This window comes from Bacillus sp. TSO22 (genome assembly GCF_020223595.1).
Lineage (GTDB): Bacteria > Bacillota > Bacilli > Bacillales > Bacillaceae > Bacillus > Bacillus inaquosorum.
The window spans coordinates 531,655-554,951 of record NZ_JAHAWO010000004.1 but is presented as its reverse complement, the minus strand read 5'-3'; the positions used below and the strand labels follow the sequence as shown (position 1 = coordinate 554,951).

The following is a 23,297-nucleotide window of genomic DNA, read 5'->3' as shown; positions in this document are numbered from 1 at the left end:
TATGTAACAGAGGGGAAATGAATATGAAGAGTGCGGATCAGTTAATGTCCGATATTCAATTATCGCTTCAGGCGCTCTTTCAAAAGATACAGCCTGAAATGCTGGAAAGCATGGAGAAACAAGGTGTCACCCCAGCGCAGCTGTTTGTGCTGGCCAGCTTAAAGAAACACGGCAGCCTCAAAATTTCTGAAATTGCCGAGCGTATGGAGGTCAAGCCAAGCGCGGTGACGTTAATGGCAGATCGCCTTGAACAAAAAAATCTCATCGCCAGAACACACAACACAAAAGACAGGCGAGTGATAGATATCAGTCTTACTGATGAAGGAGACAGAAAGTTCGAGGAGGTTTTGGCAGGCAGAAAGGCCATTATGGCACGGTACCTTTCCTTCTTGACAGAGGAGGAAATGCTTCAGGCGGCGCATATTACAAAAAAGCTCGCACAGGCTGCAGCGGAAACTGATGAAAAGCAAAATATGAAAGAAGGAAACGGATGAAATGAGTAATGAAGGCAAACAATCAAAACGAACGTTATTAATAACAGGCTTAATTATTGCCATGTTTTTTTCAGCTCTTGATGGTACCATTGTCGGAACGGCCATGCCGAAAATTGTCGGTGATCTGGGCGGTTTGAGCATGATGACCTGGCTGACAACTGCATATTTGTTAACATCAACAACCATCGTTCCAATTGCCGGCAAACTGGCCGATTTATTGGGACGCCGCATTGTCTATGTATCAGGTTTGATTATTTTTATGGCAGCTTCTGCTTTGTGCGGAATGGCCAATAATATGACAGAATTGATTGTCTTCCGTGGACTTCAAGGAATCGGCGGAGGCATCATGATGCCGATGGCGATGATTGTTATCGGTGACTTGTTCACAGGAAAACAGCGTGCTAAATTCCAAGGGGTCTTTGGCGCAATTTACGGGCTTGCTTCAGTGATTGGGCCGCAAATCGGCGGCTGGATTGTAGACTCGCTAAACTGGAAATGGGTTTTCTATATTAACCTTCCAGTCGGAATTATTGCGGTTATTTTTATTGCGAGAGGATTGCAGGGCCGCCAGCAGACTGGTCCAATCAACTTCGACATCGCTGGTATTTTCACTATGATTGTCGGAGTTGTCAGCCTTCTTCTCGCCCTAAGCTTTGGCGGGAAAGATTACGCGTGGGATTCATGGCAGATTCTTGGTTTATTCGCACTCGCGCTAATCGGCATTGTCAGCTTTATTATCGTAGAATCAAAAGCAAAAGAGCCAATCCTGCCAATGTATCTATTTAAAAACAGAACGTTTACATTTTTAAACCTGATCGGCTTTTTTATGAGTATCGGAATGTTTGGTGCAATTACGTTTGTTCCTTTCTTTATGCAGGGAATTGTCGGTGTAAGCGCGTCTGAATCAGGCACGATTATGACACCGATGATGATCTCTATGATTATTACAAGTATTATCGGCGGCCAGCTTGTTTACAAAATCGGCATTAAACCGCAAATCATTACAGGCATGCTGGTTATGGCCGGAGGATTCCTTCTGTTAACAACTTTGGATCTTGATACGAGCAAGCTTGTCGCTACATCGTATATGGCGATTATTGGTCTGGGAATGGGTCTGGTTATGCCGATTCTGACACTGGCTTTACAGGAAAGCTTTTCGAAGGAAGAGCTTGGGGTTGTCACCTCATCCAGCCAATTCTTCCGTTCTATCGGAGGAACATTCGGTATTACCATGCTGGGAGCCGTTATGAATGCGAGATCCGGAAGTTTATTAACTGATAAACTGGTGCCATATTTAGACTCACTTCCGGCACAGGCAAGCTCATTTGCCGCCCAGCTAAAGGGTATGATTGATACAAATCCGCAAGGGCTGCTGCAATCACTGTTCAGCCCGGACGCAATCAAACAAATCCCTGCGGCTTTCTCATCCCATATTATGCCGATTTTAAAAACATCGTTGATGGATTCGCTCCACAGCGTGTTTTATACAGGCCTGATCTTTATCGCAGTCGGAGCCGTATTTACCTTGTTCTTAAAACCTATCAAGCTATCGAATAAGAAAACGGGAGAACAAGTAAAGGAGAAAGCGGCACAAGCCGTTGAATCACCTTCCCATTAATAGAAAACCCCGCGGGTACCAATCCGCGGGGTTTTTTTTATTGTATCATCTGAGCCCTTCCGTTTCCGAAGGACCAATCCTCATCCCGGTTTCCGGCCAGCATGATAAACACATCTTCTTTTCTTACACCAAGCTCGGAATGAATCCCACTTGCGATTGAGCGGTAAAGCGCTTTTTTCTGTTCAGTTGTTCTTGAATGCTTCAACGTAAAATGAATGTATATCAGTTCATCAGTACGCTCAACCTGCAGATAAGACGGATCATAAAAAAATTCGCTTTTTTCATATTGCCTGATCACTTGAAAATAGTCATCTTCCGGCACATTGATTTCTTCGATCATCGATTGGTGGATGGTTCTGCTTAGTTTTTTAAGCCACGCTTCGCTTCTCCCCGCCCGCAAATGAATTTGTACAAATGGCATCCCCGCATCTCCTCTCTTTACAGCGTCTGTCCGCTGTCAATTGTGATGATTTGGCCTGTGAGTGATTCCTGTTCAACAAGCGAACAAATCAATTTGGCGACCTCTTCCGGTTCAGCAATACGCTGTAACAGCAAAGTGCCGATCATGCTTTTCATTTTTTCTTCCCGGCCAGCCCACCATCTTGTTGCGACAGCTCCCGGTGCTACACCGCTCACTCTGATTTCGGGCGCTAAAGCGTGGGCCAATGATTTCGTTAAACCGTGCACCGCCGATTTTGACACTGCGTAAGGCATAGATGAGCCCGCCCCGGTTAAACCTGCGATACTGCCGACATTTACGATCGCTCCAGCCTTGTTTTTTTTCATGAATGGAACAACGGCCCGCGCGCAGAAAAACATCCCTTTCACATTGACAGCGTACAGCTCATCCCAGATGTCTTCTGTCGCAGCTTCTAGATCATCCATTGGAATATGCCGCGTAATGCTGGCGTTGTTGACTAAAACATCAATCGTGCCGTATGTTTTCACAATCGATTGAACCATATCCAGCACGTCACTGTTTTTTGATACATCCGCTTGGATGGCGAAGGCTTGCCCGCCTTCTTTTTTAATCATTTCCACGGTTTCCTCCGCTTCGGATTGCGAACGTGAATAATTCACCGCAACAACCGCTCCGCGTTTTGCCAATTCCATGCTGGCAGCTCTTCCGATTCCTGTGCCGCCCCCTGTTACGAGAGCTATTTTGTTGATTACATTCATTGCCGCCACTCCTTGTTGTTGATTAAATTATCTTGCTGTTTCCATTGTAATCCAGATTGGATGTTACGTATAATGATTGTTAAAGATACTTGATATCACTCAGATTGATAGCAAATGAACGGAGGAATTCAAAATGGAAAGCGGAGATTTACGTGTGTTTCAAATGGTAGCCCGTGAAGGCACAATTACGAAAGCCGCCCTGCAGCTTGGCTATGTGCAATCGAATGTCACAGCAAGAATTCAACAATTGGAAGCTGAGCTTGGCACCATTCTGTTTTTGCGCCATAATCGCGGCATGACACTTTCTGCAAGCGGAAAACTGCTGCTGGACTACGCAAATAAAATTATCGGCCTGCTGGATGAAGCGTCTAAAGCGCTCTCATCCTCCGTCGAACCAAGCGGGCCGCTTATGATCGGCTCTACTCAGACAACCGCCGCGGTAAGGCTTCCGAAGCTTCTGGCTGCTTATTATGAAGAGCATCCAAACGTACAGCTGTCTTTAACAACAGGGCATACACAATTTCTCATTGACAAAGTTCTTCGTTATGAATTGGATGGCGCGTTTATCGGATGCGAATGCAATCATCCTGAGCTCAAATCCTATCCTGCATTTGAGGAAGAACCAGTGGTTGTTTCGGCTGCTTCTGTTTCCAATGCAGAGGAAGCCATCACAAAGCCGATTCTCGTTTATAGCACAGGCTGTTCGTATCGAGAGACACTTGAAAAATGGCTGCGCTCTGTCGGCGTCACACAGCCGGTCATTATGGAATTTGGCACGCTTGAAGCGATTATCGGCGGGGTTACAGCAGGTCTTGGCATTTCTTTGCTGCCGAGAACGGTTGTGCAGAAACACGAGGCTGAAGGGTCGATTCGACTGTACCCTCTGCCTGAAGCCCTCAGACAGATGAAAACAGAATTTATTGTCCGAAAAGATTCGTTTATCAGCAGCGCGTTGCGGACCTTTATGGATTCCTTTGCGCCTGATAAAACGGCAGCATCACAAAAAAGCAGTCTGTTGTAATTGGCAGACTGCTTTTTTAGCTATTGTTTGTTTCGATGCGCTTCATTTAATTCCTTAATATGCTGAATGATATCTTTAATGCCCTGCTTTGCATCAGGATATGTCGCATTCCAATGCTTAGCGAGCGCAGGCATGCTTTTGGCTATATGCGTGTACAAAATCCATTGCTTCACTTCTTCTTTTAGCTCATTGTTTGATTCACCAAGCAGAAGCTCAGTATATTTCTCCAGCAATCCATCTAACTGCTCCTGAAGTTTTTGTTCCATTTTCCATCTTCCTTTCGAAAAAAACAGTAAGGAGCTTTCTCAGGGTGAAAGCTCCTTCCGCTGGCGTTATTTATCCATGTGATGTGAAAGCCGCTTCCTGGACAATGCATCTGCCCTTGCCATGAGGGATACAAAGAGGCGTTCCGAACAGCGGGTCCTGTGTGACCTGACAGTTCATAGAAAACACATTTTGCACAAGATCACAAGTAATGACCTCTTCAGGACGGCCTTCAGCATAAATACGTTTATCTTTTATAGCCACGAGATGATGCGCATAGCGGCACGCCAAGTTTAAGTCATGGAGAACCATAACAATCGTCCGCTCTTCCTTTTCATTCAGTTCAAACAGCAAATCAAGAATTTCTATTTGGTGCGTCATGTCTAAATACGTCGTCGGCTCGTCTAGAAGAATAATATCCGTTTCCTGCGCAAGCGTCATCGCGATCCAAGCCCGCTGGCGCTGTCCTCCTGACAAAGAATCGACGGCGCGGTCAGCCATGTCCTCAAGCTTTGTTGCTTTAAGCGCTCTCTCAACTGCTGCCTCATCCTCTTTTGACCACTGTTTCAGCCAGTTTTGGTAAGGATATCTTCCTTGCTTGACCAGCTGATGCACTGTCAGCCCCTCTGGAGCCGAAGGACCTTGCGGCAGGATGGCGAGCTCTTTTGCGACTTCCTTCGTCGGAAGCTTGGCAATCGCTCTTCCTTCCAGCAGCACTGAACCGCCTCTCGGCTTCATCAGACGCGCTAATGAACGTAAAAGTGTCGATTTTCCGCAGCCATTGCTGCCAATAAATACGGTGATTTCACCTTTTGGAATTGTTAAATTCAACTCATCGATAATAACGGCATCCCCGTATCCTAAGCTCAGCGTTTCTGTAGAAATTGCACTCATACCCATAACCGCTCCTTTTTGCTGGCTTTTTAGCAGCACTATGTATTGCACGTTTTCTATATACATGCGTTTTAAGTCAATTGTCATCAATGCAAGTGATTCGATATTCAGCCATTTGATATGGTCATATATCCCTCATTGTAGCAGAAAACAATGACTTTGAAAATCATTTTCAATTAGTTTTTTGGACATAATTGGCGTTTATGGGTTTTTTATCACAAGGTTATTTCTTAATTTCTCTGACTGAGCCGTCCTTCAGCTTCAGTTTTAAGTCGATATGATCATAATGGCTGTCCAGATTAAATGCTGCCAGCACACTGTGGATCACTTCTGTTTCTGCCATTTGGTCTGTCACGGAAAGCTCGCTCAGGATTATTTTCATCTCATCTAATGCTTCTTCTCCCTCCTGTTTGACGCCGGAGAGCTTATCCTGTATTTCCGCTGTTTCCTGAGTCCCGTTTTTTGTATATATGCTTTCATAACGATTATGCTCACCATCCCCATAGCTCACGCGAAGCGAGAAATTGCTGTAAGGAACGGACTTCTGCTGGGTGACGGCTGTATTTTCTCCTTCTGCCTGCTGCTGATCTTCATTGAGACGGCAGCCCGCAATCAGAACCACTGCGAGACAAACAGCCCCGGCTGCTCTGATTAAATGCATATGTTTCCCCCCTGTAGGATTCCATTTGTTTTAGGTATATCCAGAGAATGAAATCCTCATTCAGAGGAGAATTGAAAAAGCCGGGGCAACTTACGCCACGGCTTTTCTTTAAGATTCAGTCATTTGCAAAAAGGCCTCCGCGTCACGCACGGCCAGCTTAATGGCATTCTCCCAGAAATCGCGCTTCGTGATGTCAGCACCCAAATGCTTCATCGCCAAATCTTCAACGGTCATAGAAGCCGTATCGCGCAATAACGCGATATACTTCTCTTCGAACGGATTTTTTTCTTCAAGCGCCAATGCATAAATACCAAGAGAAAACAGATAGCCGAACGTATAAGGGAAATTGTAAAATGGCACCCTCGTGATATGAAAGTGAAGCTTTGCCGCCCAAAAAAGCGGATGATACTCTCCTAACGCATCGCAATATGCCTCTTTTTGCGCCTCTTCCATCAGCTCATTCAAGCGGTCGGCCGGGACAGCTCCCCGCTTTCGTTCTTCGTAAAATCTCGTTTCGAATAGGAATCTGGCATGGATATTCATGAAGAACGCAACGCTTCTTTGCACTTTATCTTCAAGAAGGACAAGCTTTTCCTCCTTCGTCTGCGCCTGCTGGACAGTCGCGTCCGCCACAATCATTTCTGCAAACGTCGAGGCCGTTTCCGCGACGTTCATAGCGTAGGAACGGTTTAACGGCCTGACGTTGAGCATCGCTTCCTGATGGAACGCGTGTCCGAGCTCATGTGCAAGCGTTGAGACATTTGAGGCACTTCCCGAAAACGTCATGAAAATTCGTGATTCACCGCTGTCCGGAAAGCTCGTGCAAAAGCCGCCGACTCTTTTTCCGCTCCTGTCTTCCGCTTCAATCCAGCGGTCCCGAAACGCTTTTTCAGTGAAAGAGGACAGTTTTTTGCCAAACGTTGAAAACTGGCTGACGATAACATTTGCGGCTTCATCATATGAATAGGCCTTTCCATCAGAACCGATCGGTGCCTCAACATCGTACCAGCTGAGCTTTTCAAGACCGAGCATCGACGCTTTCCGGTTCAGAAACTGAACGAACGGCTGCTTGTTTTCAGTGATAACCTGCCACATCGTATCCAGTGTTTCTTTTTTCATCCGGTTGATCTGCAGCGGCTCCTTCAGGACGTTCTCCCAGCCGCGTGCTTTATAGGTTTCAAGCCGGAATCCCGCTAAATGATTCAGTGTGCTGCTGAACACATCCTGCTTGCTCTCCCAGGCTTGATGCAAGCGTTCATATATTGTTTTTCTGACAGCGCGGTCTTGATGGGCCATCACATTTTCAGCCTGGCCAACAGACAATTGCTTGTTCTCACCGTTTTCCTCATACGGTATCGTCATTTTCCCGACAACCATATTGTATAAGTCACTCCAAGCATGATACCCGTCCACCGCAAGGTTTCCAATCAGTTTTTCTTTACCCGGGCTGAGCTTCTCAGCAACCCTCTGTCTTCTTTCGTTTAATATGTACGATACATCACGTAATCCCGGTTTTGTAAGCAGTGTATTCCACACGTCTTGGTCAATGTCCACAAGCTTATGATCCAATGTGACGAGAGAGGACTGAAAATTAGCAGAAAGCTGATTCATCAGCGATTTATGCTCATTAGCCTTATGATCACTGATATTCTGGGCCATAAGGCAAGCGACATAAGCGCCGGCCTGCTGAAGCTTGACGGATGTCTGTTCGAATAAATCAAGCAAAGACGTCAGTTCTTCAGTATCTTCAGGCGATTCAGGCACCTGAAACGCATCAGTCATGTCTTGAAATGCATGCAGACTTTGTGACAGTTTCTCGATATATCCCTTGAATTCTTCTGATTGGCTCCCGCCCTTAAAAAATGAATCAAGATCCCATCTTTGGTCTACCCCTTGCAGCGCCATAACACAAAACCCCTTTCCTTCTTTCATTTTATTATAGAACAATTCTGAATTATTGTATAAAAATTTCTTTGATAGGCGTAATTTTCCGTTCATGATTGTACAATAGCTGTAGCAGTTTAATAGGAGGTATATGATGAATAAAAAAATTGCCATCGTAACAGGAGCATCAAAAGGCTTTGGTCGGCTGGCAGCCGTGAAGCTCGCCAAGTCATTTTTCGTAATTGCTACAACAAGACAGCCTGAGAAAGCTGAACAGCTTCGGGAATTGGCCGCAGCACACAATGTGTCTGATTCTATTCACATCACCGCTCTCGATGTCACAGATGAACAATCTATCGCTTCATTCGGAAAAGCTGTTAGCACTTACGCTCCCATTGATATTCTCGTGAACAACGCCGGAACGGCTTATGGAGGATTTGTCGAGGATGTGCCGATGGAACATTTCAGACAACAATTTGAAACAAATGTCTTCGGTTTAATTCATGTGACAAAAACCGTTTTGCCTTACATAAGAAAGCATAGCGGCGCAAAGATTATAAATGTGAGCAGCATCAGCGGTCTGACCGGATTCCCTGCGCTGTCGCCTTATGCAGCTTCCAAGCATGCACTGGAGGGTTTTTCTGAAAGCCTGCGTATGGAACTGCTTCCGTCCGGAATCGAAACCGCTTTGATCGAGCCGGGCTCATACAAGACATCAATCTGGTCAACATCATTATCAAATTATATGTCGGTGCCCGCTGACGATTCAGCTTATCATCGATACTATCAAAAGATCCTTTCCTACGTTGAAAAAAACGCAGATGAAAGCGGAGATCCCCAAGAGGTTGCCGACCTCATTTATCAATTGGCAACAAAACAGCACTTAAAGAAATTGCGATACCCGATCGGAAAAGGCATCAAGCTCACCTTGTTATTCCGGTCGCTTTTTCCTTGGTCTGCGTGGGAATCTATCCTCAAGAAAAAACTTTTCAGTTGATCTAAATTATAATAATTATAATTTAGTATTGATTTTTAATTAATACGTGGTATAATTAAATTAACAGATCACAAGGAGGACGTTATCTTATGAAAACTGAAAATGCAAAAACAAACCAAACATTAGTTGAGAATTCAATGAACACACAATTATCAAACTGGTTTCTGTTATACTCTAAGCTCCACCGCTTCCATTGGTATGTGAAAGGGCCTCATTTCTTTACATTGCATGAAAAATTTGAAGAACTGTATGACCATGCGGCTGAAACGGTCGATACCATCGCTGAGCGCCTGCTCGCGATTGGCGGACAGCCTGTTGCCACATTGAAGGAATACACTGAGCATGCGTCTATCACAGACGGCGGAAACGAAACATCAGCGTCAGAAATGGTACAAGCATTGGTAAATGACTACAAACAAATCAGCAGCGAATCTAAATTCGTGATCGGACTGGCTGAAGAAAATCAAGACAATGCGACAGCAGATTTGTTTGTCGGATTAATTGATGAAGTTGAAAAACAAGTGTGGATGCTTTCCGCTTACTTAGGATAAAAAAAAGCTGAACCCTTTTCGGGTTCAGCTTTTTGATTACCGCTTAGCTTGTGCTGCTTTCTGTCTGCTTGGTCAGTGTCACGTTCAAGGTTTTCGTTTTTCCGTTTCGCAGTACTTGAATTGTCGTTTTATCTCCGACTTTCAAGTCTTTGTAAAGGATCTGGCGGATATCCGCGCTGCTTTCCACGTCTTTACCGTTTAGTTTGACAATGACATCCTCAGATTTGATACCGGCTTTTGCCGCAGGTGAATTCCCTTGAACTTCTTTTACATAAACACCTTTGCCCAATTGATCTCCAAACAGGCCGAGTGTATTTTCCTGATAGGTTTCTGGCACTTGTGACATGTCAATCATTTGTACGCCTAAAAACGGACGATCTACCTTCCCGTTTTCCAGCAGCTGGTCAACAATCGGCTCTACATCATTGCTTGGGATCGCAAATCCAAGTGACTCCACGCCGCTTTCGCTCACCTTCAAACTGTTGATGCCGATGACTTGGCCGCTTGCATTGATTAACGGGCCTCCGCTGTTCCCCGGATTGATCGCTGCGTCAGTTTGCAGCACGTTCATTTCCACCGTTCCTTGTGTTGTATCTACATCAATTGTCCGGTTCAATCCGCTGATGATGCCTTGTGTCACCGTACCGGAAAACTGCTGTCCGAGCGGGTTTCCGATGGCGATTACCTTTTCGCCCGTGCGCAGCTTTGAAGAGTCACCGAAGCTCGCCACTTTTTTGACGTTCTTGCTGCTGATTTCCAGAACGGCCAAATCAGTTATGGTATCGCTGCCGACAAGTTTGGCAGTCTCCGTTTCTCCGTTGTATAACGTGACAGTCAGCTTATTCGCGCCTTGAACAACATGGTTGTTTGTAATGATATACGCTTTATTGCTGTCTTTCTTGAAAATGACGCCTGACCCCGTTCCGCTTTCACTTTCAGAGCTGGAGCCGCCTCCCGTGCCGAATGTGTTATTTTGGGAGGTTTGGATGTTGGAGATACCGACAATCGTCGGCTCTAAATCCTCTACCATATCAGCGACGTTTGAAGCGTTAGTGATCGGTGTCGTTGTAAAATTATCTGACTGCACCTGTTTATTGGCGGAAACGGCCTCAGTCGCCTGATTTTGGTCTGACGGCAGATAAGGCGCGATGCCGAGCATCAGGCCCCCGCCGATAATTCCGCCTAAAATCGGGCTCAGCCAAGCGGCTCTCCGTTTCTTTTCTTTTTTCACAGCCGTTTCTGTCTTCTCCCTTTCTAAAGCAGAAGCCGTTTCCTGCTTTCCCGCTTCATACGAAACAGGCGCGTCAAGCAATTTCTGTTCAGAATGTTCAATCAGCTGCCGGTTTTCTGTATTCTGATGTTCTGTATGTGAAGATTCTGCTTGAGGTTGATCGTTTTGGTCATCACGTCGATAATCCATGTTCTTACACTCCCTTAACGGTTTTTCATTTATCGTTACATATTAATCGCATGTACAAGTTCAATTGTCCCAATGATGAGGAGAAAAGCAAAGCACCAAAATAGAATATGTTTGATCATCCTACATCTTCCTCGCTCTTTTTCTCTTCCTTTCTTCCCTTATACATATCATAAACAAACATTGTGGGATAAAAATGAAAAGAATATGTGAAATTATGAAAATTGCCTGCCGTATGTTAAAACTAGTTTATAATGACGTTGAAAGGATGTGAAGAGCCTTGTCATACACCATTTATCTAGTTGAAGATGAGGATAACCTGAATGAACTGCTGACGAAGTATTTAGAGAATGAGGGCTGGAACATTACATCTTTTACGAAAGGTGAAGACGCCAGAAAGAAAATGACGCCGTCTCCCCACCTTTGGATTCTCGATATCATGCTGCCGGATACTGACGGCTATACATTAATAAAAGAAATCAAAGCGAAAGATCCTGACGTGCCGGTCATTTTTATTTCCGCCCGAGATGCAGATATTGACAGAGTGCTTGGCTTAGAGCTTGGCAGCAATGACTACATTTCAAAGCCGTTTCTGCCGCGGGAGCTGATAATACGTGTACAAAAGCTGCTGCAGCTCGTTTATAAGGAAGCTCCGCCTGTACAAAAAAATGAAATCGCCGTCTCTTCGTATCGGGTCGCCGAAGACGCCCGCGAGGTATATGATGAAAACGGAAATATCATCAATTTGACGTCGAAGGAATTTGATCTGCTGCTTTTATTTATCCATCATAAAGGACATCCATACTCACGTGAGGATATTCTCGTAAAAGTATGGGGGCATGACTACTTCGGCACAGACCGGGTTGTTGATGACCTCGTTCGGAGACTGCGCAGAAAGATGCCTGAATTGAAGGTGGAGACGATTTACGGGTTCGGCTACAGGATGATGTCATCATGAAAAACAAGCCGCTCGCGTTTCAAATATGGGTTGTCATATCCGGCATCCTGTTAGCGATATCTATTTTACTGCTAGTGTTATTTTCAAACACGCTGCGCGATTTCTTTACCAATGAAACGTATACGACAATTGAAAATGAGCAGCATGTTCTGACGGAGTACCGCCTGCCGGGTTCAATTGAAAGGCGCTATTACAGTGAGGAAGCCACGGCGCCTACGACTGTGCGCTCTGTGCAGCACGTGCTCCTGCCCGAAAATGAAGCTGCTTCTTCAGACAAGGATTTGAGAATCCTGTCATCTTCGTTTATCCATAAGGTGTACAAGCTGGCTGATAAGCAGGAGGCCAAAAAGAAACGGTACAGCGCCGACGTCGATGGAGAGAAAGTGTTTTTTGTCATTAAAAAGGGGCTTTCCGTCAATGGACAATCAGCCATGATGCTCTCCTACGCGCTTGATTCCTATCGGGACGATCTGGCCTATACCCTATTCAGACAGCTTCTGTTTATTTTAGCTGTTGTCATTTTATTAAGCTGGATTCCAGCCATTTGGCTTGCGAAGTATTTATCAAGGCCTCTCGTGTCATTTGAAAAGCACGTCAAACGGATTTCCGAACAGGACTGGGATGACCCAGTGAAAGTGGATCGGAAAGATGAAATCGGCAAATTGGGCCATACCATCGAGGAGATGCGTCAAAAGCTTGTGCAAAAGGACGAAACAGAAAGAACCCTATTGCAAAATATCTCTCACGATTTAAAAACACCGGTTATGGTTATCAGAGGTTATACACAATCTATTAAAGACGGGATTTTTCCTAAAGGAGATCTTGAAAATACAGTAGATGTCATTGAAGGCGAAGCCCTTAAGCTGGAGAAAAAAATAAAGGATTTATTATATTTAACAAAGCTAGATTATTTAGCAAAGCAAAAAGTGCAGCACGACATGTTCAGTATCGTGGAAGTGACAGAAGAAGTCATCGAAAGACTGAAGTGGGCGCGGAAAGAATTATCGTGGGATATTGATGTAGAAGAAGACATTCTGATGCCTGGCGATCCGGAGCAATGGAACAAACTCCTCGAGAATATTCTGGAAAATCAAATCCGCTATGCTGCGACAAAAATAGAAATCAGCATGAAACAAGATGATCGGAATATCGTGATCACCATCAAAAATGACGGTCCGCATATTGAAGATGAGATGCTCTCCAGCCTCTATGAGCCTTTTAATAAAGGGAAGAAAGGCGAATTCGGCATTGGTCTCAGCATCGTAAAACGAATTTTAACTCTTCATAAGGCCTCTATCTCAATTGAAAATGACAAAACGGGTGTAACATACCGCATAGCAGTGCCAAAATAGACTGTAGATGTTTTTGCAGTCTATTTTTTTATGTGAAAGAATAGCCGTTAAAGTCTCTGTAATTTGTTTTGAGCGGCTGTTTGCATTGATGAACCCATTTTTTCTCTGACAAGGTCTGCTTCGGATATTTGACTTTCTCCACTTTGATTCCTCTGTTTCGCAAGCGGCTGATCATTTCGTCCAATTCTCTCATTCTAGATTCACCCTTTCGCTTGAGCTTTGACCGTTCGGTCATCTCAATTTATAATATAAATAATACATGATAAAAAAACAAGTTACAATAAGGTTAATTTTATAACAGAAGGTGTGACTATATGGTCATATCCTGCAGGCCTCCGGGCTCCGAAAGGGTGGAACCATTGAAGGAAAAAGAAAAGCTGATTATTGAAACAGCCTTAAAACTGTTTGCCCAAAAAGGATACAACTCAACATCAGTACAGGAAATCGCAAAAGAATGCAAAATATCTAAAGGCGCTTTTTATATTTATTTTCCTTCGAAAGAAGCGCTTCTTCTCTCTATGCTGAACTACTATTATGATAAAACGTTTACCCGAATTTTAAATCTTAAAACGAAGGGCGACAGCCCCAGAACGGCTTACCGCAAACAGCTGACCGTGCTCTATGAAAACATCCTTGAACACAAGGATTTTATCAGCATGCAGATGAAGGAAGGTTCTCTGCCTTACACAGAGGAAGTGGAGCAATGCGCAAAAAAAATCCGCCAGTCCTCACTTCAATTTCATATCGACAGCTTGCTGAACATTTACGGAAAAAAGGCGGAACCGTATACTGCAGAGCTTTGTTTCTTAATAGAGGGCATCAGCCAGATTTACCTGGAAAGCATGATTTTGCTCGGGTACAATGTGAAGCCGGATCAATTAGCTGATATCATTATTAATAGAATTGATGATATGGTAAAAGGCATGTCTGAACGAAACGATAAGCCTTTCATCACATTGGAAGAGGCAAGCTCTTTATTTGGGCCTCTTACGCACGGACGGCCTGACCCGCTGACTGAATCGATTGTGAAAAGCCTTCGTGACAAAATTAACAGCTTAAACACAAACTCCTCTCTTGAATTATCGGAGAGCTTGGACATACTTGAAGCAGAAATGAAGAAAAAAACACCGAAGCTGGCGATCATAAAAGGAATGATCCATAACCTGACGGAGTCTGAAGCTCTCGCCAAAGATGCAGAGCAGCTTAAATATCTATTAAAACAGCAACATATTTAGAAGAACGGCTGCTTTAAAAGCAGCCGTTTTTTCTTTCTATTACGCCTTTGGCTTTACCATATCTTCCGGTTTAACCATTTCGTTAAATTGCTCCTCTGTCAGCAATTCAAGCTTCAATGCCGCTTCTTTCAGCGTCAATCCCTCTTTATGGGCAAGCTTGGCGATTTTCGCCGCGTTTTCATATCCGATATGCGGATTCAGCGCCGTAACAAGCATTAATGAATTTGACAGGTTTTCCTGGATGGTTTCTTTATCTGGCTCAATACCGACAGCACATTTATCATGGAATGAATTCATGCCGTCACTCAGCAGCTGCACAGACTGCAGGAAGTTGTAAATAATCACAGGCTTAAACACGTTCAGTTCAAAGTTACCCTGACTTGCCGCAAAGCCGATTGTCGCATCGTTCCCCATAATTTGCGCTGCGATCATTGTCAATGCTTCACTTTGTGTCGGATTGACTTTACCAGGCATAATGGAGCTGCCCGGCTCATTTTCTGGGATGACAATCTCCCCGATGCCGCAGCGAGGTCCGCTTGCAAGCCATCTGACATCGTTGGCGATTTTCATTAAGTCAGCCGCAAGCGCTTTTAATGCGCCATGCGCATAAGTAATTTCGTCATGGCTTGTCAGCGCGTGGAATTTATTCGGCGAGCTGCTGAACGTTTGGCCGGTCAGTTTTGTGATTTCTTCTGAGACAAGCTCTCCAAACTCTGGGTGAGCATTGATTCCCGTACCGACAGCCGTTCCGCCGATTGCAAGCGCGCGCATTTTGTCTGTCGCTTCTAGAATCATTTCCTTCGAACGATCCAGCATGTACACCCATCCGCTGATTTCCTGTCCAAGCGTCAGAGGCGTAGCATCCTGAAGGTGCGTGCGTCCGATTTTGACAATATCATTGTATGCTTTCGCTTTTTCATCCAATGTGCTGCGAAGCTGGTCAAGCGCCGGCACAAGCTGCTCGTAAACAGCCAAAACGGCAGCAACGTGCATCGCAGTCGGGAATGTGTCGTTTGAGCTTTGGCTGCGGTTCACGTCATCATTTGGATGAATCGTTTGATCAGAGTTCTTTTCTTTTAATAAAGCAGTAGCGCGGTTGGCCACCACTTCGTTCATGTTCATGTTGCTTTGTGTGCCGCTTCCGGTCTGCCATACGACAAGCGGGAAGTTGTCATCGTATTTGCCTTTGAGCACATCATCACAAACCGCTGCAATCGCTTCCGCTTTTTCCGCATCCAGATTGCCGAGGCGTTTATTAGCGAGCGCTGTGCTTCGTTTTAATATTGCAAACGCCTTCACAACTCGCATCGGCATTTTTTCAGAACCGATCTTAAAGTTCTCCTTGCTTCGCTGTGTTTGGGCGCCCCAAAATTTATCAGCAGGAACTTTTACTTCTCCCATGGTGTCTCGTTCAATTCTGTATTCCATTTATGTATCCCTCCATAACGGTTGCTTCAATAGATCATAATTCGCCAGTGATATAAAAAATCCTTTTTATTTTTCGATCTTGGCAGATTTTAATTTTAATTCAAGATATACGCGGGAATCCTTTGAATATTTGTACTTCGGATTCGTCCTGCCGTACTCCTTTGATGTATAAGAGACATCATAATGCTTTTCAAATGATCTGATGAGCTGTTCGATTTCTTCTTGTTTTCCTGCAAGCCTTACCTGTGCCACTTCATTTCCTCCGCTTTCATAAAAAAACTGCTGCCATGAAATACTGTAACACAGTATATCATTTTTTTAACAGGAAAAGATAACCTCTACTAAGGTTTTGGATAAGAGGTGACCTCGTTGGAACAAACAGAATTTAAGGAATATATACACGATAATTTAGCATTGGTGCTTCCAAAATTAAAAGAAAACGACGATCTCGTAAAAAACAAAAAAATGCTCGCCAACGGGCTTGTTTTTTACTATCTCTATTTTAGTGAGCTGAATGATCAGAAGAAGGTTTCAGATTCGATTAAAACCTTAATCAAAGATGAGGAGACCCTGACGCTTGACCAAGTTAAAAAACGCCTTGACCAGCTTGACGCAAGACCCGTTGAAACCGTAAAAAAAACGATCGAGTCCATTCTCAGCGGCAATTGTGCTGTGTTTATCAACGGATTGGACAAAGTCTATATTCTGTCTACAGGAAAGAAAAAAACAAGAAGCCTGGCAGAGCCGACAACTGAAAAAGTGGTTCGCGGCCCAAAAGTCGCGTTTGTAGAAGATCTCAATACAAATCTCGCTCTGATCAGACAAAGAACCTCTCATCCGAAATTAATCACCAAAAAAATCATGATCGGCCAAAACAAGCTGAAGCCGGCGGCCATTATGTATATTGAAGGGAAAGCAAAAAATTCCGTCATAAAAGAAGTGAAGGCGCGGCTTAAAAATGTCCAGCTGGAGGATATCCAGGACAGCGGAACGCTTGAGGAGCTCATTGAAGATAATAAATACTCGCCGTTTCCGCAGATTCAAAATACGGAAAGGCCTGACAAGGTATCGTCGGCCCTGTTTAACGGCCGTGTGGCCATTTTGGTCGACAGTTCACCATTTGTGCTGCTGGTCCCGGTTTCTCTCGGCATACTGATGCAGTCCCCGGATGACTACTATGAACGCTGGATTTCAGCATCTCTTATCCGGTCGCTGCGTTTCGCTTCTATCTTTATCACCTTGTTTTTGTCATCGATTTATATCGCACTCGTGTCATTCCATCAAGGGCTGCTGCCGACCGCACTCGCCGTTACGATTTCGGCAAACAGGGAAAACGTGCCGTTTCCGCCGATATTTGAAGCCTTGCTGATGGAAGTGACAATCGAGCTGCTAAGAGAAGCCGGGCTGCGCCTCCCCAATCCGCTCGGCCAGACGATTGGTCTCGTCGGGGGCGTTGTCATCGGACAGGCAGCTGTAGAAGCCAACCTTGTCAGTTCGATTATGGTTATCGTTGTCAGTGTCATTGCCCTAGCATCCTTTACCGTTCCCCAATACGGAATGGGTCTGTCTTTCCGCGTGCTGCGTTTTATTTCGATGTTTTCAGCCGCAATACTCGGGCTGTACGGGATTATTTTATTTATGCTGGTCGTTTATACGCACCTAACGAGACAAACGAGCTTTGGATCTCCGTATTTTTCGCCTAATGGATTCTTCAGTCTGAAAAATACAGATGATTCCATTATCCGTCTACCAATTAAAAACAAACCAAAAGAGGCGAATAATCCAAATGAGCCAAAAACAGACTCCACTGAAACTTAATACCTTTCAAGGTATTTCTGTTGTTGCAAATACAATGCTCGGGGCCGGTCTTTTAACATTGCCCCGAGCGCTGACCACCAAGGGTAATACTCCTGACGGCTGGATTGTGCTGATATTAGAAGGTGTCATTTTCATTTTTTTCATTTATTTAAACACGCTCATTCAGAAAAAACATCAATATCCCTCACTGTTTGAGTATTTGCGGGAAGGCCTTGGGAAATGGATTGGCAGCATCATAGGGCTTTTGATCTCCTGCTATTTTATCGGAGTGGCCAGTTTTGAAACCAGGGCGATGGCTGAAATGGTGAAGTTTTTCCTGCTTGAGAGAACACCGATTCAGATTATTATTTTAACGTTTATCTGCTGCGGCATCTATTTAATCGTTGGGGGGCTCAGTGATGTTTCGCGGCTGTTTCCCTTTTATTTAACAGTGACGATTATTATTTTGCTGATTGTGTTTGGGATCAGTTTTAAAATTTTTGACATCAATAATTTACGCCCTGTTTTAGGTGAAGGCCTTGGCCCCATTGCGAACTCGCTAACTGTTGTTTCCATCTCTTTTTTAGGAATGGAAGTGATGCTTTTTCTTCCTGAACATATGAAGAAAAAGAAATATACATTCCGATATGCATCTATAGGATTTTTGATTCCGATTGTATTATATATCCTTACGTATATCATCGTTGTCGGGGCTTTAACGGCTCCCGAGGTGAAAACACTGATCTGGCCGACCATTTCTCTCTTTCAGTCCTTTGAACTCAAAGGCATATTCATTGAACGGTTTGAATCGTTTTTACTGGTCGTCTGGATCATTCAATTTTTCACAACGTTTGTCATTTACGGATATTTTGCCGCTAACGGACTGAAGAAGACGTTCGGATTATCAACTAAAAAAAGCATGATGCTCATCGGCGTGGCTGTCTATTATTTTTCCCTCTGGCCGGATGACTCCAATCAGGTCATGATGTACAGCGATTATCTCGGATACATTTTCATCGGCGTGTTTCTGCTTCCCTTCATTCTCTTTTTCATTGTAGCTCTCAAAAGGAGGATTTCAGCAAAATGAAATTCCGGATTTTAAGTATGTTCATATGCACCCTATTGCTGTCCGGATGCTGGGACAGCCGGAATATTGAGGAATTAAGCCTGATCATCGGTGTTGGTTTAGACAAGCCGGATGATAAAAATTTAGAACTGACACAGCAGATTCTCGTCCCGAAAAAAATCAGCTCCAAAGAAGGCTCTTCATCTGATCCGACACAGCTTGCAATCACAAAGGGTGAAACTGTCCATCAAATGATGAGAACATCTGCATTAAAGCATAACCCTACGTTTTCACAGCATTTGCGTCTCATTCTGCTTTCCAAGAGCGTAATTGCGGAACATATTGGAATGGACGCGATCATTAACCAGTTTGTCAGAGACAACGGAACAAGGAGGAGTTCATACGTCTTTGTCACCGATGGCAGAACTAAGGATATATTTAAAATGAATGATCAAGGCGAACCCGCATCTAATGTGATTTACGATCTGACAGAGAATAATGCGGTAACGATCAGAATGATGGAGCCTGTTACATTGGGGGAGATCTCAGAACACTTGACCTCTGACGATTCGTTCCTCATCCCTCATGTCGGTAAGGAAAACGGCAAACTCGCGATAAACGGGGCTGCCATCATCAAAAATAAATTATGGAACCGGAATTTAACACCGGTTGAGGTTCAAAATATCAACTTATTTACAGGCACTGTCGAAGGAGGCGTCATTGATATGAGGCATAATGGCAATCTTTTTTCTTATGAAGTGTACTCCAGCAATCGCAAGATCAAGACAGACTACAAAGACGGGAAGTTCAAATTCACCGTCACACGCAATATTGAAGGTCGTTTATCAGAGGACTGGAATCCGAATGAAGATTCATTTAAGGATTCATATATCAAAGATATTGAAAAGACAGTCGAAAAACGATTACACAAAACAGTAACAGCATTTATTACAGGCACACTGCAGAAAGATATCAAAGCAGATGTCACCGGGCTGGGAAACGAGGTCAGAATTCATTATCCTCAAAAGTGGAAAAAGATTGCAAGAAAATGGGATGATGATTATTTCAGCAATGCGGAAATAGACTACCGGGTCAATGTGGTTGTCAGAGACTTCGGGACGAAAGGCGCAAACAAATAGCAGACGCCTATTTTACGAGGTGATTTCGGTGTGCATACACCGCCGCCTGCGTCCGGTCACTGACATCCAGTTTTGATAAAATATTGGTGATATGGGTTTTGACTGTTTTAATGGTGATAAACAGTTCCTCGCCTATTTCTTTGTTTGTTTTTCCTTCTGCGATCAGGCAGAGAATTTCGAGCTCCCGTTTCGTAAGTGATTCATGCGGGAGCGCGTGTTCACCTGAGTGGCGCAGCCGGGATAATACTTTTCCCGCCACTTTGGATTCCAACTTAGGTTCTCCCTTGCTTGCGGCGCGGATGGCATCGGCGATTTCCGCAGCTTTTGAGGTTTTCAATAGATAGCTGAGCGCGCCCGCTTCAATGACCGGATACACTTTGTCATCATCAATGAAGCTTGTGAGCACAATAATTTTCGGATCTGGAAGCTCTCGGCAAATCTGCTTTGTGGCTTCAATGCCATCCATGCCCTCCATGACAAGATCCATTAAAATGACATCAGGCGACAATTCAGCAGCAAGCCGCACGCCTTCGCTGCCGTCAGACGCTTCGCCGATGACTTCAATATCAGGCTGCGCCTCCAAAAAAGCCGCGAGCCCCATTCTGACCATTTCATGATCATCAATCAATAATACTCGAATCACGTTCGTTCTCTCCTTTTTCTTCCGGGAAAATCGGAACCTTCACTTCGATTTGTGTGCCTTTCCCTTCTACTGAAATCACTTCGGCGACCCCGCCGATTTCGCTTGCACGTTCTTTCATAGAGTTCAAACCGTATGAGGATGCTTTCACCTGATCCATTTTAAAGCCTTTTCCGTTATCAATAACCTTAAGCCGGAGCTGATTGTTCTTTACGCCCAGAATCACGGATACTTTTGAGGCTTTTGAATGTCTGAATACGTTTGAAAGGGCCTCCTGAACGATTCTGAACAAATGATCTTCCATACCCTTGGATATCGGCGTGTCCTGAATATCCCACTCAATATCAAGCGGCTGTTTCTTCCGGAACTCGTCCAAAAGCTCTGTAAGCCCCTCTTTCAGTCCTTTTCCTTCAAGGGTAACAGGCCTTAAATGAAGCAGCAGCGCCCTCATTTCATTTTGGGCTTCACCTGCCATATGCTCGACCAGCTTGATCCGCTTGACCGTTTTATCATCAGCTTCCTTGACGTGTTCCAACACAGCTGATGTCATCATCGATATTGCAAAGAGCTGCTGGCTGACTGCATCATGAAGATCTCTTGCCAATCGCTGGCGTTCTTCTGAGATAACCGACTTCTTCATTTGCGCCTGCCATTCCGCACGTTCATTGGAAAGTTTCTGCAAGGAAGCGACTTGAAGCTCCACGCGCTTCGCCATTTCATTCAGCTGATCGGCGGCCAGGCCGATTTCGTCATCTCCAAGCGGCGGTATTCGATAAGCGAAATTGCCGTTTTCAAAGGTTAAAATCGATTCGACTAATGTATCAACCCTTGTCTTCAGCCGATTGCCGTACATATACCCTGAGGCAAAACCGACCGTCACGCTGATCAGCAGCAATATCAGGATAAATGGAATTCCAAACCAGCTTGACGACAGCAAAACAAGCGGATCGAGCCGATAGTAAAACATCATAAAGGAAATCAAGCAGGCAAAAAGGAGCAGGCTGATTCCCGTTGTCATGCGGATGGCGCGCCACTGGAGGCTCGCAAGCATTTTTTTTCTCATACGTACTTCACATCCACATCACCGATAAATAAGGAAACGGACACTTTGACCCGGCGCTTTGACTCACTGAAATCGGATGACGTGGCATATACCTTCGTGCTTAATCCGCTTTTCTTCGAGCCGATCAGATTGATATCACCGATAAAAACAGCTGAGCTGACGGCCACTTCAAGGTCTGATGGTACATAAATATCAACGTTTCCAATGACTCCGCTAATGACGATTGTACTTTCTCCCTCGGGAATCATCGCTTTAGACAAATCGATTTTGATATCACCGATAAAACCAGAGATATTTAAATCATTCAGGTCAAACGGCTGCTTCATCATTTGCAGCTCTCCGATAAAAAAGCTGCGCATATCGGGATGTTTCACATCTTTTGGCGGCTCATGCTGTTCTTTTTTATTGAGATCGACCCGTTTTTCATTTGGTTCAAATATCGGCTTCCCTTTGACAAGCCTGTAGCCGGCGTAAATCAGAAATGCGGCAAACGCATAGCCGAATAAATTAAAGGTGATACTGAATAGGTTTTTCAAAAATAGAAATGCTGCAAAGATGTACATGACGGAACCGAGCCAATCACGGGAATATTTTTTTAAGAAATAGCCGGCAATCAGAAAAAAGAGCGGCCAAAACAGCAGATCGCCTATTCCGATAATTTGCAAAAACATACTGATGCCGAATAAAGCAATAATAAATCCAAGAAGCTGTTTTTTTGTCATTCCTGGTGTCCGCCTCCTTTCTTCTGCCTGGTGCTACTGTATCGCTAGATCCCCGCTGTCCGTTTTGATATCGATTGGATGCCGGCCGCTTCCTTGCGAGCCTGTGATTTGATGATGATCTTTATGTGCTGTATCAGCAAATGAATACGGCGAACTGACGCTCCCGCTCGCTGATTTTGCATTGACTGTAAAGCTGCCGTTTTTGGGAAGGCTCAAATCCGCATCGCCGCTTGTCAGCGTGACAGATACAGGGCCCGTTACCTTTTTCAGTGCAGCATCAAGGTTTCCTGAAGTCATCTTCACATCAAGAGAGCCTGATACATCAGCCAGCTTTGCGTCTCCTGAAGCTAAGTCAATGCCGGCTGTTTTGGAGATGGTATTTGAAATGATGACATCTCCGGATGATCCCTTCACTTTCAGGTCTTGAAGGCGGACGTCCGTCACTCTCATATTTCCGCTCGCAGATACTGCGTTCAGCCCCGAAAGCGCAAGACGATGCTTCCCGTCCACAGACACGTCACCGCTTGAGGTTCGCACCGTCAGATCACCTTTATAATCATACGGAAGCCGGACGACAAGGGAAGAACGGTTAAACCCATTCAAAAATTGAAATTCTTTTTCCTTTGCGGTCAGCTCCAGTTTTCTTCTGTTTTCAGTAACAAATAACTTCCCGGAGTCTCCTGATATGCCTGCCGATATGTCATTTCGTTCTTCCGCTATGATCCGGACATTCTTGTTATCCGACTCAATGACCACGCTGCCGATGTCCCGCGGCGATGCGCTGGCTGAATCAGCTTCTGTGCCGCTTACGAAACCCAAGCCTGCAGCAAACACGTCTTTTACCACGACGGCGAAAAATATAAGAATACCGGCAATGATCAGCAATTTGCCCAGCATTTTTTTCATTCGATTTCATC

At 44.6% G+C, this 23,297-nt stretch carries 24 protein-coding genes and 1 pseudogene; 11 read left to right on the top strand and 14 right to left on the bottom strand.

Features of this window, described 5'->3' with window-relative positions:
• The first annotated feature begins 23 nt into the window (after window positions 1-23).
• Window positions 24-494, top strand: coding sequence for a MarR family transcriptional regulator MdtR (gene mdtR / locus KHQ79_RS07740; RefSeq protein ID WP_060399445.1), 471 nt, complete (start codon window positions 24-26; stop codon window positions 492-494).
• 1 nt (window position 495) lies between these two features.
• Entirely contained in the window at window positions 496-2,112 is a 1,617-nt protein-coding gene (gene mdtP, locus KHQ79_RS07735; RefSeq protein WP_225514694.1) for a multidrug efflux MFS transporter MdtP, read from the top strand.
• A 37-nt stretch (window positions 2,113-2,149) separates the two neighbouring features.
• Here mdtP and KHQ79_RS07730 read toward each other — a convergent pair whose 3' ends face one another.
• Together KHQ79_RS07730 and KHQ79_RS07725 are read right to left on the bottom strand one after the other, a co-directional pair.
• Entirely contained in the window at window positions 2,150-2,533 is a 384-nt protein-coding gene (locus tag KHQ79_RS07730; protein WP_225514693.1) for a tautomerase family protein, read from the bottom strand.
• Between the two features lie 17 nt (window positions 2,534-2,550).
• On the bottom strand, window positions 2,551-3,291 hold the full coding sequence (locus KHQ79_RS07725) for an SDR family NAD(P)-dependent oxidoreductase (RefSeq protein WP_225514691.1): 741 nt from the start codon (window positions 3,289-3,291) through the stop codon (window positions 2,551-2,553).
• A 133-nt stretch (window positions 3,292-3,424) separates the two neighbouring features.
• Between KHQ79_RS07725 and KHQ79_RS07720 the strand changes: the two genes are divergently transcribed.
• Window positions 3,425-4,312 (top strand): LysR family transcriptional regulator, encoded by an 888-nt coding sequence (locus KHQ79_RS07720; RefSeq protein ID WP_100276171.1) that lies wholly within the window; start codon window positions 3,425-3,427, stop codon window positions 4,310-4,312.
• A gap of 20 nt (window positions 4,313-4,332) precedes the next feature.
• On the opposite strand, the pseudogene KHQ79_RS07715 reads toward KHQ79_RS07720, so the two are convergent.
• The 4 genes and pseudogenes from KHQ79_RS07715 to KHQ79_RS07700 form a co-directional block, all read right to left on the bottom strand.
• Window positions 4,333-4,621 (bottom strand): annotated as a pseudogene (locus KHQ79_RS07715) (YusU family protein).
• A gap of 27 nt (window positions 4,622-4,648) precedes the next feature.
• Window positions 4,649-5,476: an ABC transporter ATP-binding protein gene (locus tag KHQ79_RS07710; protein ID WP_075749192.1), complete on the bottom strand. Its 828-nt coding sequence runs from the start codon at window positions 5,474-5,476 to the stop codon at window positions 4,649-4,651.
• A gap of 217 nt (window positions 5,477-5,693) precedes the next feature.
• On the bottom strand, window positions 5,694-6,131 hold the full coding sequence (locus KHQ79_RS07705) for a YusW family protein (RefSeq protein ID WP_003240790.1): 438 nt from the start codon (window positions 6,129-6,131) through the stop codon (window positions 5,694-5,696).
• 108 nt (window positions 6,132-6,239) lie between these two features.
• Window positions 6,240-8,036, bottom strand: coding sequence for a M3 family oligoendopeptidase (locus tag KHQ79_RS07700; RefSeq protein ID WP_225514687.1), 1,797 nt, complete (start codon window positions 8,034-8,036; stop codon window positions 6,240-6,242).
• Window positions 8,037-8,169: 133 nt separating this feature from the next.
• On the opposite strand from KHQ79_RS07700, the gene KHQ79_RS07695 reads away from it, so the two are divergent.
• Window positions 8,170-9,012 carry an oxidoreductase gene (locus KHQ79_RS07695; RefSeq protein WP_225514685.1) on the top strand — a complete coding sequence of 281 codons (843 nt, stop codon included), beginning with the start codon at window positions 8,170-8,172 and terminating at the stop codon, window positions 9,010-9,012.
• Window positions 9,013-9,101: 89 nt separating this feature from the next.
• On the top strand, window positions 9,102-9,563 hold the full coding sequence (gene mrgA / locus KHQ79_RS07690) for a metalloregulation DNA-binding stress protein MgrA (protein WP_003221689.1): 462 nt from the start codon (window positions 9,102-9,104) through the stop codon (window positions 9,561-9,563).
• 43 nt (window positions 9,564-9,606) lie between these two features.
• Here mrgA and htrB read toward each other — a convergent pair whose 3' ends face one another.
• A complete protein-coding gene (gene htrB, locus KHQ79_RS07685) occupies window positions 9,607-10,983 on the bottom strand; it encodes a serine protease Do-like protein HtrB (RefSeq protein ID WP_003240785.1) in 1,377 nt (458 codons plus the stop codon).
• 277 nt (window positions 10,984-11,260) lie between these two features.
• Between htrB and cssR the strand changes: the two genes are divergently transcribed.
• Both cssR and cssS read left to right on the top strand, forming a co-directional pair.
• The gene (cssR, locus tag KHQ79_RS07680; RefSeq protein WP_003240782.1) at window positions 11,261-11,938 is read left to right on the top strand and encodes a two-component system response regulator CssR; all 678 of its coding nucleotides are present in this window, start codon (window positions 11,261-11,263) and stop codon (window positions 11,936-11,938) included.
• Window positions 11,935-13,290 (top strand): two-component system sensor histidine kinase CssS, encoded by a 1,356-nt coding sequence (gene cssS, locus KHQ79_RS07675; RefSeq protein WP_060399453.1) that lies wholly within the window; start codon window positions 11,935-11,937, stop codon window positions 13,288-13,290. Before cssR ends, cssS begins: the two co-directional genes overlap by 4 nt.
• Window positions 13,291-13,318: 28 nt before the next feature.
• Here the strand turns inward: cssS and spxO are convergent, their stop codons facing one another.
• Window positions 13,319-13,483 carry an anti-adapter protein SpxO gene (gene spxO / locus KHQ79_RS07670; RefSeq protein WP_003221681.1) on the bottom strand — a complete coding sequence of 55 codons (165 nt, stop codon included), beginning with the start codon at window positions 13,481-13,483 and terminating at the stop codon, window positions 13,319-13,321.
• Window positions 13,484-13,649: 166 nt separating this feature from the next.
• On the opposite strand from spxO, the gene KHQ79_RS07665 reads away from it, so the two are divergent.
• Window positions 13,650-14,525: a TetR/AcrR family transcriptional regulator gene (locus tag KHQ79_RS07665; RefSeq protein WP_088112103.1), complete on the top strand. Its 876-nt coding sequence runs from the start codon at window positions 13,650-13,652 to the stop codon at window positions 14,523-14,525.
• Between the two features lie 39 nt (window positions 14,526-14,564).
• On the opposite strand, the gene fumC is transcribed toward KHQ79_RS07665, so the two are convergent.
• The gene (gene fumC / locus KHQ79_RS07660) at window positions 14,565-15,953 is read right to left on the bottom strand and encodes a class II fumarate hydratase (RefSeq protein WP_003240775.1); all 1,389 of its coding nucleotides are present in this window, start codon (window positions 15,951-15,953) and stop codon (window positions 14,565-14,567) included.
• A 66-nt stretch (window positions 15,954-16,019) separates the two neighbouring features.
• Window positions 16,020-16,205 carry a YvzF family protein gene (locus KHQ79_RS07655; protein WP_003221676.1) on the bottom strand — a complete coding sequence of 62 codons (186 nt, stop codon included), beginning with the start codon at window positions 16,203-16,205 and terminating at the stop codon, window positions 16,020-16,022.
• Between the two features lie 117 nt (window positions 16,206-16,322).
• Between KHQ79_RS07655 and gerAA the strand changes: the two genes are divergently transcribed.
• The 3 genes from gerAA to gerAC are packed head-to-tail and all read left to right on the top strand — an operon-like array spanning window position 16,323 to window position 19,955.
• Entirely contained in the window at window positions 16,323-17,771 is a 1,449-nt protein-coding gene (gene gerAA, locus KHQ79_RS07650) for a spore germination receptor protein GerAA (protein WP_003240771.1), read from the top strand.
• Window positions 17,740-18,837, top strand: coding sequence for a spore germination receptor protein GerAB (gene gerAB / locus KHQ79_RS07645; protein WP_225514683.1), 1,098 nt, complete (start codon window positions 17,740-17,742; stop codon window positions 18,835-18,837). The genes gerAA and gerAB overlap by 32 nt, the downstream gene beginning before the upstream one ends.
• Window positions 18,834-19,955 carry a spore germination receptor protein GerAC gene (gene gerAC, locus KHQ79_RS07640; RefSeq protein WP_003240768.1) on the top strand — a complete coding sequence of 374 codons (1,122 nt, stop codon included), beginning with the start codon at window positions 18,834-18,836 and terminating at the stop codon, window positions 19,953-19,955. Before gerAB ends, gerAC begins: the two co-directional genes overlap by 4 nt.
• Before the next feature lie 7 nt (window positions 19,956-19,962).
• Here gerAC and liaR read toward each other — a convergent pair whose 3' ends face one another.
• Genes liaR through liaG form a run of 4 tightly spaced genes read right to left on the bottom strand, consistent with a single transcriptional unit; the run spans window position 19,963 to window position 23,286 of the window.
• Window positions 19,963-20,598, bottom strand: coding sequence for a two-component system response regulator LiaR (liaR, locus tag KHQ79_RS07635; protein WP_003240766.1), 636 nt, complete (start codon window positions 20,596-20,598; stop codon window positions 19,963-19,965).
• Complete coding sequence (gene liaS, locus KHQ79_RS07630; protein WP_003240764.1) at window positions 20,576-21,658, bottom strand: two-component system sensor histidine kinase LiaS; 1,083 nt, start codon at window positions 21,656-21,658, stop codon at window positions 20,576-20,578. The genes liaR and liaS overlap by 23 nt, the downstream gene beginning before the upstream one ends.
• Window positions 21,655-22,380 carry a LiaRS two-component regulatory system accessory protein LiaF gene (liaF, locus tag KHQ79_RS07625; protein ID WP_225514681.1) on the bottom strand — a complete coding sequence of 242 codons (726 nt, stop codon included), beginning with the start codon at window positions 22,378-22,380 and terminating at the stop codon, window positions 21,655-21,657. Before liaF ends, liaS begins: the two co-directional genes overlap by 4 nt.
• A 33-nt stretch (window positions 22,381-22,413) precedes the next feature.
• Complete coding sequence (gene liaG / locus KHQ79_RS07620; RefSeq protein ID WP_225514679.1) at window positions 22,414-23,286, bottom strand: LiaG family protein; 873 nt, start codon at window positions 23,284-23,286, stop codon at window positions 22,414-22,416.
• Between the last annotated feature and the right edge of the window lie 11 nt (window positions 23,287-23,297).

Excerpts from the sequence above, each read along its gene's own strand:
- htrB (WP_003240785.1), bottom strand. The coding sequence starts at position 10,983 with ATGGATTATCGACGTGATGACCAAAACGATCAACCTCAAGCAGAATCT.
- liaG (WP_225514679.1), bottom strand. The coding sequence starts at position 23,286 with ATGAAAAAAATGCTGGGCAAATTGCTGATCATTGCCGGTATTCTTATA.
- gerAB (WP_225514683.1), top strand. The coding sequence starts at position 17,740 with ATGAGCCAAAAACAGACTCCACTGAAACTTAATACCTTTCAAGGTATT.
- KHQ79_RS07710 (WP_075749192.1), bottom strand. The coding sequence starts at position 5,476 with ATGGGTATGAGTGCAATTTCTACAGAAACGCTGAGCTTAGGATACGGG.
- mdtR (WP_060399445.1), top strand. The coding sequence starts at position 24 with ATGAAGAGTGCGGATCAGTTAATGTCCGATATTCAATTATCGCTTCAG.
- fumC (WP_003240775.1), bottom strand. The coding sequence starts at position 15,953 with ATGGAATACAGAATTGAACGAGACACCATGGGAGAAGTAAAAGTTCCT.
- KHQ79_RS07725 (WP_225514691.1), bottom strand. The coding sequence starts at position 3,291 with ATGAATGTAATCAACAAAATAGCTCTCGTAACAGGGGGCGGCACAGGA.
- liaF (WP_225514681.1), bottom strand. The coding sequence starts at position 22,380 with ATGACAAAAAAACAGCTTCTTGGATTTATTATTGCTTTATTCGGCATC.
- KHQ79_RS07695 (WP_225514685.1), top strand. The coding sequence starts at position 8,170 with ATGAATAAAAAAATTGCCATCGTAACAGGAGCATCAAAAGGCTTTGGT.
- KHQ79_RS07720 (WP_100276171.1), top strand. The coding sequence starts at position 3,425 with ATGGAAAGCGGAGATTTACGTGTGTTTCAAATGGTAGCCCGTGAAGGC.
- liaS (WP_003240764.1), bottom strand. The coding sequence starts at position 21,658 with ATGAGAAAAAAAATGCTTGCGAGCCTCCAGTGGCGCGCCATCCGCATG.
- cssS (WP_060399453.1), top strand. The coding sequence starts at position 11,935 with ATGAAAAACAAGCCGCTCGCGTTTCAAATATGGGTTGTCATATCCGGC.
- mdtP (WP_225514694.1), top strand. The coding sequence starts at position 496 with ATGAGTAATGAAGGCAAACAATCAAAACGAACGTTATTAATAACAGGC.
- KHQ79_RS07730 (WP_225514693.1), bottom strand. The coding sequence starts at position 2,533 with ATGCCATTTGTACAAATTCATTTGCGGGCGGGGAGAAGCGAAGCGTGG.
- spxO (WP_003221681.1), bottom strand. The coding sequence starts at position 13,483 with ATGAGAGAATTGGACGAAATGATCAGCCGCTTGCGAAACAGAGGAATC.
- gerAC (WP_003240768.1), top strand. The coding sequence starts at position 18,834 with ATGAAATTCCGGATTTTAAGTATGTTCATATGCACCCTATTGCTGTCC.
- KHQ79_RS07700 (WP_225514687.1), bottom strand. The coding sequence starts at position 8,036 with ATGGCGCTGCAAGGGGTAGACCAAAGATGGGATCTTGATTCATTTTTT.
- KHQ79_RS07705 (WP_003240790.1), bottom strand. The coding sequence starts at position 6,131 with ATGCATTTAATCAGAGCAGCCGGGGCTGTTTGTCTCGCAGTGGTTCTG.
- mrgA (WP_003221689.1), top strand. The coding sequence starts at position 9,102 with ATGAAAACTGAAAATGCAAAAACAAACCAAACATTAGTTGAGAATTCA.